Genomic DNA, 14,648 nt, shown 5'->3' with positions numbered 1-14,648 from the left:
CAGGGGTGCTTGGGGGTGCTCACGTCCAGAGCTATCGGGCCGAGCCCAGATCGAATCCGTGACTTGTTGGAAGGCATGTGATGGAAGTGGTGTACTACACAAGGCGCCGTCCGTACATGTCGAACGCTTGGTCAAGGAGCACCAGCAGTGCCAACCACCCTCTACCGCGATACCGGGTACTCGCTGAATCACCTGATCGAAGACATCAAGATCGGACGAATCGGTCTTCCGGACATTCAGCGCCCCTTCGTGTGGTCGGCGGCGAAGGCCCGGGACCTGTTCGACTCGATGTATCGCGGCTACCCCATCGGAACGCTGATGTTCTGGGAGACCGGCGCGGAGGTCGGCACCCGTCAGATCGGGATGGAGTCCGCCACCAAGGCTCCGCAACTGTTGATCGTGGACGGCCAGCAACGCTTGACCTCCCTGTTCGCCGTTCTCACCGGTCGGCCCGTGCTGACCAAGTCGTTCGAGCAGCGGTACATAAAGATCGCTTTTCGCCCCGAGGACCAGACCTTCGAGGTGGCCGATGCGGCCATCGAGCGCGACGCACACTTCATCCCCGACATCTCCGCGCTCTGGTCGGACGGCTACAAGAACACGGTGCGCCAGTTCTTCGAGCGCCTTGGTAAGACACTAGAAGAAGATCTGCCGACCGATTACAAGGACGAACTCGAAGACCGCATAGACCGTGTCCGCGACTTGCGCGATTTCCGTTTCCAGGTGATCGAGCTGGGCTCGGCCACTGATGAGGAGCAGGTCGCCGAAATCTTCGTCCGAATCAACTCCGAGGGCGTCAAACTCAACCAGTCTGACTTCATCCTCACTCTCATGTCCGTGCACTGGGAGAAGGGCCGCCGACAGCTTGAGGACTTCAGTCGCAACGCGGTCGACCCCACAGTGACGGGGGAAAGCCCCCGGAATCCGTTCTTGGATCCCGGACCAGACCAGCTATTGCGTGTCGCGGTCGCGGTCGCGTTCCGCCGTGCCCGGCTTCAGCACGTCTACAACATCCTGCGTGGCAAGGACCTGGAGACCGGCCAGGTTAGCGTGGAGCGCCGCCAGGAGCAGTTCGCTCTCTTGGCGGCGGCGCAAGAGAAGGTGCTGGATCTAAGCAGTTGGCACGAGTTTTTCAGGTGCGTGTCCAGCGCGGGCTTCCGCAGCCGCAAGATGATCACCTCGGAAAACGCCCTGCTGTTCAGCTACGCGATCTGGCTTATCGGCCATCACGATTTCTCCCTTGATGCCTCGGCACTGCGCCCGGCAATCGCGCGGTGGTTCTTCATGGCGCACACGACCGGCCGCTACACCACATCTCCGGAGTCGCAACTCGAGTCCGACCTGGGGCGCATCGCGAGCCTCCAGACTGGTGACGGAGCGGCCTTCCTTGCCGAACTGGATCGCATAATCGCCGCGAACTTCACGCGAGATTACTGGAATATCTCACTTCCGAACCGCCTCGACACATCCTCGTCCCGCTCACCCGCGCTCTTCGCCTACATCGCCGCGCTCAACCTTCTGGACGCCGAGGTCCTCTTCAGTGACCTGCGTATCAGGGACCTTTTCGATCCCTCGGGGGCGGCGCCGACATCCATCGAGCGCGACCGCCTGTTCCACGGCAAATACCTCAACTCGCTCGGTATCTCCGGCACACGGCAGACCAGCGCCATCGCCAACATGGCCTACGTCGAATGGCCTGCGGACGAGCTCGACAACGCCGATCCCCCCGCTGACTATCTCCCCCGCATCAGGAAAAAGATCGACCCGCAGAAAATGGCCCGGCAGGCCCAGTGGCACGCGCTTCCGGTCGGCTGGGAAAACATGGACTATCCGACGTTCCTCGAGCGGCGCCGGCAGCTCATCGCCGGTGTCGTCCGTGACGGATTCAACACCCTCACCGGTGAGCACCAGAAGTACTCGCAGGCGACCACCGCCGATCTGATCGCCGCCGGTGAAACGCAGACCACGGAGTTCAAGGCCAGTGGCCGGTGGAACGTCCACACCAAGACCTACGACCCGAACCTCGCGCAGAACCTCATCAAAACAGTTTGCGGATTCCTCAACTCCGAGGGCGGCTTCCTGCTTATCGGGGTGGGCGACGACGGCCAGGTACTGGGTATCGAGGACGACTTCACAACGTTGGGCAAGAAGCAGAACGCCGACGGCTACGAACTGTTCCTGAGGCAACTACTCGATGACTCCTTGTCAGCCTCGACCGCGCCGACCGTCCGCATCAGTTTCCCCGTGGTGAACGCGAAGACGGTCTGCAAACTCAGCGTCGCCGCCTCGGCACACCCAGTCTTCGCCAAGACCGCCAAGGCCCCTAAACCCTCAGAGTTCTGGGTACGCGTCGGCAATGCGACCAAACAACTACACGGCGACGACCTCGTAAAATACCAAAAGGAGCATTGGGGATAAGGCTCGGAGCCGCCCGACTTCCCCACAGGCAGGGGCTGACCTGGCGGCAGTCCTTGACCACGCAGGCCCACGCGATCACCGTCTGCGATGTCTTCGTGGTGGAGACGGTGCTGCTGAAGTGGTGGTATGTGCTGGATACATCCAGCACGGGGCCCGCAGGCTTCATCTGGGCGGGTGACCGCGCAACCGACCCGGGCGCGGACGGATCAGCACGCCCGGAACCTGGCCATGGACCTGGGCGACCGCATCGACACGCTGCGGTTCCTGATTCACGATCGCGATCCGCTGTTCAAGTTTTCAGGGCCGAGGGGCTGCGAATCTTCGCGACTCTGCCGCGGACCCCGCACACGAACGCCATCCGCGAATGCGTCCTCGAAACCCCCGCCGCGAACTCCTGGATGGATCCTGATCCTTGGCGACCGCCATCTGACTCTGGTGCTTAGCGAGGTACCTGATCCACTACAACCTTCACCGGCCGCCGCCATGTACTTGTCCTGGGCGTTCATCACAACCTGATGGGTGCTCACCACCGCCGCGGCGGCGCTGTCGCGGCTGGTTCACCGCCGTCGGTGGGCGGAGATCTTCCCGGTCACCCCAGTTGCGATCCTGCGCTGGCACCGTAGCCTGGCCGCTCGCAAGGGGAACCCCCAAGCCGTACCGCCCCGGCGGTCGAAGACCTTTCGCCGGAACGCGGGAGTCGGCAGCAGCCACACGGCGTGGCTCACCTCGGCGAGCAGCGGGTCGTACGCCTCCGGGGTGGTCGGCACCCGCACTCATCGGATGGTGCAGTGCCGGCCTCGGCCAACGCGATGAACCCGTCCCAGTCGTCAATGGACATCTGCCGCAGGGTGATCGATCCGCCCGCGCTCACGGCTCGTAATTCACGGGAGCCTGCGATCGGTACCGTGCGGCAGGGCGCGAACGGACCTCGGCTCGTCCGCGCCCTGGTTCATGCCGTCGGAACCGTCAGGACACGTAGTCGTCGAAGTTGACGGTGATCGTGTGGCCGCTGGAGGGCCAGTTCGGGACGGCGAGCCGGCTCACCGCACCATTGCCTCCGCGTTGCGCGGATTCCACCACGACGCTTCCCGTGGACGGTGTAGCCGCCGCCTTGTAGAGGTCCACACCGGTGATGAACGGCGTCAGCGCAAACCGCAGAAGAGTCCGGGTGGGGACGGAGATCCGGTCGGAATAGGCGTCGAAGGCGAAGAAGGCGATGGCGCCCTTGTCGCGCGACGCCGTCCTGCTGTTGAGGACGCTGGTGCCGCCGATGACCAGAGTGTCGGAGTTCGCTCCCTGGTCGCCCCACCATTCCTTGTTGCGGTAGGCGAGCATCGCGATGCTGCGGGAACTGCGGTCGACGTCCTCGTCGATTCCGGTGCCCGGGTCGGTGCTGAGCAGACGAATACCCAGATCGGTGCGCCGGAACGGCTGGAAGTACAAGTGATGGACGGGAACACCGCCCGGCCGCACCAGTTCGAACTCGTAGTACGCGGTCCCCGTTCCTTGGAACGGCCCCCAGGAGCCGTCACCCGACAACGCGTAGGAGGCCACCGCCCCGCCGACGCGGGCTCCCGTGGCTGGATTGATCGTATAGATGTTCAACTGGACGCCGCTCAGCCCCACGTTGCTGGGAAAGGACAGCGCGCGGCCGCCCAGCCGGATCGTGCCGGCCTCCGCGACGACGTTCGTGGTGTCGGGCTCATCGCCGGTGAAGAACCTGTACATGGCGCGGAACGAGGCCACCGACGAGGTCGTCTCGACATGCGCCTCGTTTGGCGAATAGACGTTGGTCGCCCCGCCGATTCGCGCGGTGTCGTTGCTCTGCCCCCAGATGGCGAGTGTGGGCACGCCTCCAGGGGGAGCGTCCGCGGGGAACCCGTCCAGATTCACGTAGTGCGCGACATTGGCCGCCCGTGCCGCCGAACTCTTCAGGTAGTTCTGCGACATGTACGTACCGAGCGAATGCCCTACCAGTTCCACCTTGTCCGCACCGGTCGCGGCCTTCAACCGCGCAATCCGCGCGTCCAGTGCGGCGTAAACGTCTTCGGCGCTGTTCTGCTCGAACGTGGTGTCGTATTCCTGGGACTCGATGTATTCGGCGGGATAACCGTTGGAGGCGAACCTTTTCGCCTGTGTCTCGAACTGGCTGCCGGACCCGGAATACCCGTGGACGAAGACAATGGGACGCAGTGGGGCGGCCATGGCAGGGGGCACCACCAGGGCTCCGGCGACGAGAACGAGCCCGGCCAGCAGGCCGAACAGTCTGCGAATTCTCCTCATAAACTGCCGCTCCTCGGCTTTTGGGCATGGAGTACCGACCACGGGCCATTGATTGCGTCCGCCAACTCGGCACCCCATACTGTACGGCCCGGCACTTCCCGCCGCCATGTGTCCGAAGACAGTTTCTGGCCGCGCAGATTAGAAGTGTTCACATTCTCGTAACACGGTGAGCGGAGAAAAGGAACGCTGTGAAAGGGTGGCCCCGGAGCCCTGCCTGCCAGTCGATTGCGTCGTATGCCCTAGCGGCCCCAAAGGGTCGCGGCATCCCGACGTGCCGGCGCGGGCGACCGCCGGGTCCTCGTCAGTCGCTGAGCCGGACCCGGCAGGCCAGGTGCAGGGCGAACGAAATATCCGGATCGGTCAAGTCGGCGTCCAGCCGTTCGATGATTTTTTTGATCCGGTAGTTGACCGCGTTGGGGTGCAGTTGCAACCGGACGGCTGCGCCCTTCAGGGAGCCCCGGGCGTCGAGGTAGGCGCCGAGTGTCTCGATCGCCGTGGCCGCCCGGACCGGGCCGAGCTCGTCGAGGGGGGCGAGCAGGTCGTCGATCACGCGCCGGCTGAGCGGCGTGCCCGCGATGGCGGCGAGGACGCGGTTGATGCCTGTGGCGTCGAAGACGTGCACGGACGCCCGGGAGCGGACGGCGATCTCCGCCGCGGCGCGCGCCTCCATGGCGGATTCGCGCAGCCCGTCGATGCCCCGCTGTGCGGTGCCGATCCCGAACCGCGGCACCATGCCTGGGTGCTCGCCGGCCATGGCCTCCCGAAGTGACGCGATCATCTGGTGGGCGCGCTTCTGCGTGATCTCGGTGCGGGCCGTCCCCACCACCACGATGTCGGCCGCGAGCCGGGCCAGATTCCACGACTCCCCGGTCGGATGCTCGAACTGGTGGGTGTGCAGGGCGAGGGTGTCGAACAGCCGCCGCTGCTCGGTGAGTTCCCCGGGGTCGGCGCCCGCGGGACGTTCCGACGTCATCCAGATGACGATGTGCACGTCGTCGATGGCCAGGCCGAGCATGCGGGCCCGATCGGCCAACAGCCCGGCCTGAACGCGCTCGGCCACGATCAGCTCGGTGAGGATGTCGGAGCGGGTCTGGCCCGGGGCGGTCTCGCGCGCCAGCGCGGCCTCCTTGAGCCTGCCGATCGCCGCGGCCACGGCCGGCAGCACCAGCCGTACCGCGTCGTCGGGCGGGCCGATGACGGTGCCGTGCCGCCGCCCGGCCACCCATATCGGCTCGCCGGCGGGTTCCTCGCCGGCGGCCTCGGTGATCGTCAAGGTGTGGCCGAGCGCCGCGCCGACCCGCTCCAGCAGTTCGGCCGGGTCGCCGTCGGAATCGCGCTGCTCACGCAGGATCCCCAGCGCCGCTTGGGCCTGCGCGAGTGTGTCCGCGGCCTCGCCGCGGATGGTCTGGTCCAGCCAGAGCACGACCTCGGCGACGTCGCAGCCCGCCTCCGTGCTCAGCACCGCCAGCCGCGCCCGCTCGGCCAGCCGGGTCGTGGTGATCGGCAGCGGGCCACTGCCGATGAGCACCAGTGCGGGCAGCCCGCGGTCGGCGGCGGTCCTGATCGCGATGTCCATCTGGTACGCGGCGGCGTTCAACGCCCGGCCGGTGACGACCGTGAGCGCCCCCGAGGGGGCGTCCTTCAGACCCTCCAAGGTCTCGACCGCGGTCACGGAGGTCAACGGCGCGGCGTCCGGAGGGCCGGCGAGGAGGTTGACGGTGATCCGAGCCCCAGAGCGGAGTAGATCGGACACATAGGGCATGGGTCCGATTGTGTCATCAGCACAATCGGCGGCGGAACTTTGAGATGCGGCGACTTCTCAGCAGGCCGACCGCTCAAGGATTCTTCCTACATGCAGACGACGACCGAATGTCTCACGCTCGGCGACCTCCCGGCGCTCGCGCGTGGTTGCGCCGTCCTCGGCACCGGGGGCGGAGGCAACGTCGAGACGGGCACGCTGACCGCGGCCAAGGCGATCGCCGAGTACGGCGAGGTACCGCTGATCCCGCTGTCGGAGGTGCCCGATGACGGGCTGATCCTGCCGCTGTCGGGCATCGGCGCCCCGACCGTCGCCCACGAGATGCCCATGAGCGGGGAGGAACCGGTCCTCATCCGCGACGAGGTCGAGCGGCTGCTGGGCCGCCCGGTGGCCGCGGTGATGGCCTCCGAGATCGGAGGTTCCAACGGCGTCGGTCCGGTGGCCTGGGCGGCGCGGCTCGGGCTGCCGCTGGTCGACGCCGACGGGATGGGACGCGCCTTCCCAGAGGTCCAGATGGTCGCGATGTACATCGCGGACCGGCCGCTGGACATCGTGGTCCTCGCCGACGTGCAGGGCAACGTCATCGCGTTGCGCCCGGTGGACGCGATGTGGTCCGAGCGCATCGGCCGCGCCGTGTGCGTCGCCTGCGGCGGGTCGGCGCTGATGGCCGACTATGTGCTGACCGCCGCGCAGGCGCGCGGCGCGGTCATCGAGGGCTCGGTGAGCTCCGCGCTGGCCATCGGCCGCGCGGTCCGGGAGGGAGCCGAGCCGGTCGCCGGCCTGTGCGAGACGCTCGGCGCCACGGTGCTGCTCCACGGGAAGGTCATCGATGTGGACCGGTGGACGACCGGCGGGTTCGTCCGCGGCAGCCTCGTCGTCGACGGCACCGGCGAGCATCAGGGCCGGCTGCTCCGCGTGGAGATCCAGAACGAGAACCTCATCGCCTTCGAGGACGGCCGGCTGCGCGCGTCCGTTCCCGACCTGATCACCGTGGTCGACCAGAAGACCGCGGACGCCATCTCCACCGAGTCGCTCCGGTACGGGCAGCGGGTGTCGGTCCTGTCCTGGCCGTGCGACCCGATCTGGCGTACCGAGCGGGGCCTGGCGACGGTCGGCCCCCGGGCGTTCGGCTACGACATCGACTACACCCCCGTGGAGGAGCTCGCCCATGCCTGACCCCAAGAACAGGCGCCATGCCGAAGGGGGCCTGCGTATCGGCATCGACGTCGGCGGGACCAACACCGACGCGGTGGTCCTCGACCAGAACGGCACGGTGCTGACCAAGGCCAAGCGCCCGACGAGCTCCGACGTCACGTCGGGCCTCCAGGCCGCGCTGACGGCGGTGCTCACCGCCATCGGCGACGACGCTCACCGGCTGGACCGCGTCATGCTCGGCACCACGCATGCCACGAACGCGATCCTGGAACGCCGCGGGCTCGGAAGGGTCGCCGCCATCCGGCTCGGGGGCCCGGCCACCACGTCGGTGCCGCCGTTGCAGTCCTGGCCGCCGGAACTGGTGAAGGAGATCATCGGGGGTGCGACGGTGCTGCCCGGCGGAAACTACATCAACGGGACGCCGATCTCACCGTTGGACCCCGGAAGGCTGCGGGCGTTCCTCGGCGAGGTCGCCGGCGAGGTCGACGCCGTCGCGCTGACCGCCGTGTTCAGTCCCGCGTTCGACGAGCAGGAACTGGATGCGGCGGCGATCGTCCACGCGGAGCTGGGCGCGGACGTTCCCATCTCGATGAGCCACGAGATCGGGACGCTGGGGCTGCTGGAGCGCGAGGGCGCCACGATCTTCAACGCGGCCCTCTACCAGGTGGTCGGCGACGTGGCGAGCGCGCTGCACACGACGCTCGCCGCGTTCGGTCTGGACCTGACCACGTACTTCGCGCAGAACGACGGCACTCTGATGGCGGTCGACTACGCCGCCCGCTACCCGGTGCTCACGATCGGCTCGGGCCCGGCCAACTCGATCCGCGGGGCCGGGTTCCTCTCCGGCCTGAGCGACGCGGTGGTCGCCGACGTCGGCGGCACCTCCACCGACTTCGGCGTGCTGACCGCCGGGTTCCCGCGGGAGTCCAGCGCCGGGATCGAGATCGGCGGCGTGCGGACCAACTTCCGGATGCCCGACGTCCTGTCGCTCGCCTTGGGCGGCGGCACGATCGTCGGCCCGGCCGGAGAGGTCGGGACCCGGTCGGTCGGCCATCACATCACCGACCTGGCGCTCTCCTTCGGCGGCAGCACCCCCACCATGACCGACGCGGGCGTGTTGGCGGGACGGACCCGGCCGCACGGCGGGTCCATCCCGGAAGACCTGCACGGGGCGCTGACCACGGCGGTACGGCGGGCCGACGGGATGCTCACAGACGCGGTGGACCGCATGACGCTCGGCAAGACCGACCTGCCGCTGGTCGTCGTGGGCGGCGGGGCGTTCCTGGTGCCCGACGGGCTGCCCGGCGTGGCCGAGGTGATCCGCCCCTCCGACGGCGACGTGGCCAACGCCGTCGGTGCCGCGATCGCACTGGTCAGCGGAACCGTCGAGACCATCGTCCCGGCCGGTGACGGCCGCGGCGGAGCGATCGACGCGGCGATCGAGTACGCCCGGCGGCGGGCCGTGCAGGCCGGCGCCGACCCGACCGGAGTGGAGGTGGTGGAGGTCACCGAGGTGCCGATGAGCTACCTGCCGGAACCCGCGCTGCGACTGCGCGTCAAGGCCGCCGGTCCGCTGGGCAAGCTCTGACCGGGTCCCGAACGGCCCGCCGTCCGCGAACCCCGTCCACCCCTCCCGCGAACCCCTCCCACCCCACTCGCGGATCCCGTCCACCCCTCCCGCGAGCCCCGTCCACCCTCGACTGCGAACCCCTCTCACCGCAGGAGACCCTTGCCATGCTCAGGCACATACGAGTCCTGGCGATCGTGACGGCCGCGGCCGTCACCGTCGCGGGCTGCTTCGGCGGATCCGTCCGCGAGCCCGCCTCCGCCGCGCGCACGTTCACCTACGCCTACAACCTCAACATCGTCACCGAGTGGGATCCCGCGACCTCGTACTCCAACGAGATCATCGCGATGCAGAACATCTACGAGTCCCTGACCCGCTACGACGCCGCCACCCAGAAGGTCAAGCCGCTGCTGGCCACCAAGTGGACGTCCTCAGGGGACGGCACGACCTGGACGTTCACGCTCCGCGACGGCGTCACGTTCCACACCGGCGCCAAGCTGACCTCCACCCTGGCCAAGAAGGCGATCGAGCGCACCATGAAGATGGAGGGCGGCGCCGCCTACATCTGGAGCCCCGTCGAGAAGATCGAAACGCCGGATCCGCGGACGCTCGTGTTCCGCCTCAAGCACGCGGCGCCGATGGACTTCATCGCCGCCTCGGACTATGGCGCCTACATCTATGACACGGCCGCGCCCGGCGGTGGCTCCCTGGCGGACCACCTGGCCAAGGGACACGACACCGGCAGCGGCCCGTACACCGTCGGCACCTGGAACAAGGGGCAGGAGGTCGAACTGCGGCTCCAGCAGTACAAGGCGTACTGGGCCGGGTGGGCCGGCGCCCACTACACCCAGGTCGAATACCGCGTCGTTCCGGAGGTCACCACCGCGTGGCAGCAACTGCGAAGCGGCGACGTCAGCTTCGTGGCCCGGCTCAACCCGCAGTTGTTCGCCCAGGCGAAGAGCATCAAGGAACTGAAGACGCAGTCGACGCCCTCCTTCCAGAACCTCATCGCCTTCTTCAACACCGCGTCCGGGCCTCTCACGGATCCGAAGGTCCGCAAGGCCGTGCAGGCGGCGATCGACTACGACGGCCTCGTGTCGGCCTTGAAGGGCTCGGCGGTCCCGGCGGAAGGCATCGTGCCCAAGGGGCTGACCGGACACGCCCCCGGCCTCGCGCGGCACCGGGACACCGCGGCGGCGACCAGGCTGCTGAACGAAGCGGGATACGGACCCGGCAAGAAGGCCCTGACGCTGGACCTCACCTACGCGCAGGGCGACGACAACCAGCAGACGTTCGTGACGCTGCTCAGCTCGGCGCTCAAGCAACTGAACGTCACGCTTCAGGCCAAGCCGATGCAGTGGGACGCCCAGTGGTCCCGCGGCAAGTCCAATGACCCCGACGAACGCCAGGACATCTTTGTCATGTACTGGTTCCCGGACTACCCCGACGCCTACAGCTGGTTCCTGAACCTGTTCCGCTCCGCCGACCCTGTCGCGTTCAACCTCACCTACCTCGACGACCCCAAGATCGACGGCCTGATCGACAAGCTGCCGCAGACGACCGCGATGGACCGGGCCGCGGCGAGCAGGTCGTACGAGTCCCTGCAACGCACCCTGCTGGTCGACCAGGCCGTCGCTGCCCCCCTGTACGTCCAGCAGTACCAGCGGGCTTACCAGGCGGAGATCGACGGCTACACCGACAACCCGGCCTACCCCAACGTGGTGTTCGTCCACAACCTGCGTCCCACCGGCTGACCCATGGCGCGCTACATGCTCCGCCGAGTGGGCCAGGCGGCCCTCGTGGTGGCCGGGGTCGTCGTCGTCACGTTCGTGGTGATGCGGCTGGTGCCCGGGGACCCGGCGGTCACCTACGCCGGCCCCCGGGCCTCCGCCCAGCAGTTGGAGAGGGTGCGCGAAGAGCTGGGCCTGGACAGGTCGATCGCCGCCCAACTGTGGGACTACCTGACCTCGCTCGTGCGCGGCGACTGGGGAACCAGCCTGCACACCCGCCAGGACGTGCTGTCGGACATCTCCACCGCCTTCCCGGCCTCCCTGTCGCTGGTCGGCACCGCGATGCTCATCGCGGTGCTGGCCGGGGTGCCGCTCGGGCTGCTGGCCGCGCGGCTGCGGCGGAGCCCGGCCGACACCGCGGTTCGGCTGTCCTCCATGCTGGCGGTGTCGTGCCCGGTGTTCCTGCTCGCCCTCATCGCGCAGAACGTGTTCGCCACCCAGCTCGGCTGGCTGCCCGTCGCCGGAGAGTACGATCCCGCCCTCGACACCACCAGCCCCCTGCGCGTCTACACCGGCCTCACGGTGGTCGACGCGCTGCTGACCGGTAACTGGCCCGTCCTCGGCAGCGCCCTGGGGCACCTGGTGCTGCCGTCGCTGGCGATGGCCGCCTACCCCACCGGCGTGGTCGCCCAGATGACCCGCGCCGCTCTCATCGAGGAGACGACGCAGAACCACGCGCGGCTTGAACGCGCCCTCGGGTTCTCCAAATGGCAGGTCCTGACGCGCTTCTCGCTGCGGCCGGGGTTCGGCCCGGTACTGGCGCTGCTGGCCTTGGTCTTCGCCTTCTCCCTGGTGAACGCGTTCCTGGTGGAGTCCATCTTCAACTGGCCGGGGCTCGGCCGCTACGCCGCCGACTCGATCCGCTCCTCCGACGCGCCCGCCATCGCGGGCGTCACCATCGCAGTCGCCTTGGCGTACGTCCTCCTCAACCTGCTGGTGGACCTCGCGCAAGCCGCCCTCGACCCCCGTGTGAGGCTCACATGACCCACACCATGACCGCCAAGGCGGCGGCCGCCGGACACCGTTATGGCACGGTGCGCAGGCTGCTGCGGCTCGCCCGCCGGGACCGCCTCGCCACCTGCGGGGCGGTGGTCCTGGCGCTGATCGTGCTCGCCGCCGTGGCGGCTCCGCTGCTGGCCCCGTACCCCGGCGACGGGACCGACGCGACCCACCCGGCGGAGGCGCTGCGGCCGCCCGGATCGGACCACTGGTTCGGTACCGACGGCGTCGGCCGTGACCTGCTCAGCCGCGTCCTGTACGGGGCGCGCACATCGTTGACGATCACGGTGACGGTACTGGCCCTGTCCTGCGTCGTCGGCGTGCTGCTGGGCGTCACCGCCGGGTACGCGGGCGGGGCCGTCCGCGACGTCATCATGCGCATCACCGACGTGTTCCTCGCCTTCCCGGCGTTGTTGCTCTCGGTCGCGCTGGCGGTGGTCCTGCCGCCCGGCGTGCAGGGGGCCATCCTCGCGATCACCGTCTCCTGGTGGCCCTGGTACGCGCGGATGAGCGCCGTCACCGCCACCTCGATCAGATCCCGCGGCTTCATCGACGCGGCCCGCTGCCTGGGCGTCTCCCGGACCCGGATCGCGCTGCGGCACGTCCTGCCCAACTCGCTGACACCGGTGCTGGTGCAGCTCTCCCTGGACGCCGCCGGCGTCATCATCACGGTCTCGGCGCTGTCCTACCTCGGCCTCGGACCGCGCGAGCCCACAGCCGAATGGGGGCTGATGGTCCAGCAGGGCCAGAGCCTGTTCACCACCAACTGGTGGGTCGTCGTGTTCCCCGGGCTCGCCATCGTGATCACGGCGTTCTGCTTCAACATGCTCGGCGAGGGCCTGCGCTCCGCACTCGACCCCCGACGGGAGATCACCCGATGAACCCCGTGCTGACCGTCGAGAACCTGCGCGTGCGCGCCGGTGACCGGCTGCTCGCCTCGCTGGATTCGCTGGAGGTCGGACCCGGCGAGTGCGCGGCGATCGTCGGGGAGAGCGGCTCGGGCAAGACCACCACGCTGAACGCGATGCTCGGCCTCACCGACGACGGCCTGCGCGTCACCGGGAAGATCGTCGTCGACGGCGTGGACGTCGTCACGGCCGGTGAGCGGGCACTGCGCCGGCTCCGCGGCTCGGCGATCGCGCTGGTCAGCCAGAGCCCGCGGCATTCGCTCAACCCGACGATGCGGCTGGGGACCCTGCTGCGGCGGGCGCTGGCCCGGCACGGGCTGCACGGCGCGCCGGCCCGGAAACGGACCGAGGCGGCGCTCCGCAGCGTGCTGCTCGACCCCGGGCTGCTACGCCGCTATCCGCATCAGGTCTCCGGCGGCCAGGCGCAGCGCTTCGCGATCGCGATGGCCGTCGCTCTGCGCGCGCGCGTCATCCTCGCCGACGAGCCCACCAGCGCGCTGGACGTCACCGTGCAGGCGGCCGTGCTGGACCTGCTGGCCCGTGTCCGCGGCGAGTACGGGATCGCCATGGTCCTCGTCTCCCACGACCTGGCCGCGGTGTCCGGCGTGGCCGACCGGCTCGTCGTCATGCGGGACGGCGGGGTCGTCGAATCAGGGCCCGTGGCCGCGGTCCTCGACCATCCCACGGCCGACTACACCCGGGAACTGCTCGCCGCCGTCCCGGCGATCAGGAGGTGACCATGCTCAGCGCGGAAGGACTCACCGTCAGCTTCGGCCGGAACCGGGTCGTCCACGCGGTGACCCTCGACCTGCCGGACACGTCGGGCGGGGTGGCCGTCATCGGCGAGAGCGGATCGGGGAAGACCACCATCGCCCGCGCCCTGCTCGGGCTGGTCAGGCCGGAAAGCGGGCGGGTACTGTTCCGCGGCCAGGACATCGCCCGGCTCGACAGGGAGGGCCGGGCCCGTTACCGCTCCGAGGTCCAGCCGGTGTTCCAGGACGGCGACGAGGCGCTGGACCCGCGGATGCGCGTCGGCGCCTCGATCCGCGAGGCGCTGCGGATCCGGCGCCGCCGCGGCCCCGCCGCGGGCCCGAGGGCGATGTCCAGGGCGACCCCGTCGGTGGCGGACCTGCTCGCGGCGGTGCTGCTGGACCCCGGCCTGGCGGACCGGCGTCCCCACCAGCTGTCCGGCGGGGAGCGGCAGCGCGTCATCATCGCGCGGGCCCTGGCGGTCGATCCGCGGCTGCTCATCCTGGACGAGCCGACCAGCGCGCTGGACGTGACCGTGCAGGCCGCCGTCCTGGACCTGCTGGCGCGGCTGCGCGACGAGCGCGGCCTCGGCTACCTGCTGATCACGCACAACCTCGCCATCGTCGAGCGGCTCTGCCGGCACGTGCACGTCCTGTTCGCCGGGCACATCGTCGAGTCCGGCCCGGCCGCCACGGTGCTCGCCGCCCCCGTGCACCCGTACACCAGGGCGCTCCGCGACGCCGTCCCGAGGCTGGGCGGGCCGCCCGTGTCGGCCGGCGGCACCCCCGAGGCGCTGCCCGCCGCCACCGGATGCCCGTTCCGGCACCGCTGCCCGATCGCCGTGGACAGCTGCGCCACCGAGATGCCCCCGGCGCGGCCCGTGGCCGACGGCCACCAGGTCGCCTGCCACGTCGCCACGGCCGCCGCCTCGCCGTCCGGCAGGACGTAGCGGCCGGGTAACCCCAGACCGTACGAACGGAATACGGCCCACGCCGCTCGGCGGGGCCGTATTGCCGAAC

General features: G+C 69.1%; 11 protein-coding genes. 8 read left to right on the top strand and 3 right to left on the bottom strand.

The window, feature by feature from the left end:
• The first annotated feature begins 147 nt into the window (after positions 1 to 147).
• Positions 148 to 2,418 (top strand): GmrSD restriction endonuclease domain-containing protein, encoded by a 2,271-nt coding sequence (locus QSK21_RS29100; RefSeq protein ID WP_285700560.1) that lies wholly within the window; start codon positions 148 to 150, stop codon positions 2,416 to 2,418.
• 557 nt (positions 2,419 to 2,975) lie between these two features.
• On the opposite strand, the gene QSK21_RS29095 is transcribed toward QSK21_RS29100, so the two are convergent.
• The 3 genes from QSK21_RS29095 to QSK21_RS29085 all read right to left on the bottom strand — a co-directional run bounded on the left by QSK21_RS29095 (position 2,976) and on the right by QSK21_RS29085 (position 6,463).
• Positions 2,976 to 3,191, bottom strand: a complete 216-nt coding sequence (locus QSK21_RS29095) for a hypothetical protein (RefSeq protein WP_285700558.1) — start codon at positions 3,189 to 3,191, stop codon at positions 2,976 to 2,978.
• A 193-nt stretch (positions 3,192 to 3,384) separates the two neighbouring features.
• A complete protein-coding gene (locus tag QSK21_RS29090; RefSeq protein WP_285700556.1) occupies positions 3,385 to 4,743 on the bottom strand; it encodes an alpha/beta fold hydrolase in 1,359 nt (452 codons plus the stop codon).
• 259 nt (positions 4,744 to 5,002) lie between these two features.
• Positions 5,003 to 6,463: a PucR family transcriptional regulator gene (locus QSK21_RS29085; RefSeq protein WP_285700555.1), complete on the bottom strand. Its 1,461-nt coding sequence runs from the start codon at positions 6,461 to 6,463 to the stop codon at positions 5,003 to 5,005.
• A gap of 90 nt (positions 6,464 to 6,553) precedes the next feature.
• Here QSK21_RS29085 and QSK21_RS29080 point away from each other — a divergent pair, with 90 nt between their 5' ends.
• From QSK21_RS29080 to QSK21_RS29050, 7 genes are all read left to right on the top strand, one after another.
• A complete protein-coding gene (locus QSK21_RS29080; protein WP_285700554.1) occupies positions 6,554 to 7,636 on the top strand; it encodes an S-methyl thiohydantoin desulfurase family protein in 1,083 nt (360 codons plus the stop codon).
• A complete protein-coding gene (locus tag QSK21_RS29075) occupies positions 7,629 to 9,203 on the top strand; it encodes a hydantoinase/oxoprolinase N-terminal domain-containing protein (RefSeq protein WP_285700553.1) in 1,575 nt (524 codons plus the stop codon). Before QSK21_RS29080 ends, QSK21_RS29075 begins: the two co-directional genes overlap by 8 nt.
• A gap of 146 nt (positions 9,204 to 9,349) precedes the next feature.
• Positions 9,350 to 10,936 (top strand): ABC transporter substrate-binding protein, encoded by a 1,587-nt coding sequence (locus QSK21_RS29070; protein WP_285700551.1) that lies wholly within the window; start codon positions 9,350 to 9,352, stop codon positions 10,934 to 10,936.
• Between the two features lie 15 nt (positions 10,937 to 10,951).
• On the top strand, positions 10,952 to 11,956 hold the full coding sequence (locus tag QSK21_RS29065; protein ID WP_285700549.1) for an ABC transporter permease: 1,005 nt from the start codon (positions 10,952 to 10,954) through the stop codon (positions 11,954 to 11,956).
• Positions 11,953 to 12,852 carry an ABC transporter permease gene (locus tag QSK21_RS29060; protein ID WP_285700548.1) on the top strand — a complete coding sequence of 300 codons (900 nt, stop codon included), beginning with the start codon at positions 11,953 to 11,955 and terminating at the stop codon, positions 12,850 to 12,852. Before QSK21_RS29065 ends, QSK21_RS29060 begins: the two co-directional genes overlap by 4 nt.
• Positions 12,849 to 13,616: an ABC transporter ATP-binding protein gene (locus tag QSK21_RS29055; RefSeq protein ID WP_285700547.1), complete on the top strand. Its 768-nt coding sequence runs from the start codon at positions 12,849 to 12,851 to the stop codon at positions 13,614 to 13,616. The genes QSK21_RS29060 and QSK21_RS29055 overlap by 4 nt, the downstream gene beginning before the upstream one ends.
• A 2-nt stretch (positions 13,617 to 13,618) precedes the next feature.
• A complete protein-coding gene (locus tag QSK21_RS29050) occupies positions 13,619 to 14,578 on the top strand; it encodes an ABC transporter ATP-binding protein (protein ID WP_285700545.1) in 960 nt (319 codons plus the stop codon).
• Positions 14,579 to 14,648 lie beyond the last annotated feature (70 nt).

The organism is Actinomadura sp. NBRC 104412, from assembly GCF_030269515.1.
Taxonomy (GTDB): domain Bacteria; phylum Actinomycetota; class Actinomycetes; order Streptosporangiales; family Streptosporangiaceae; genus Spirillospora.
This window is presented reverse-complemented; position numbering and strand designations above follow the sequence as displayed.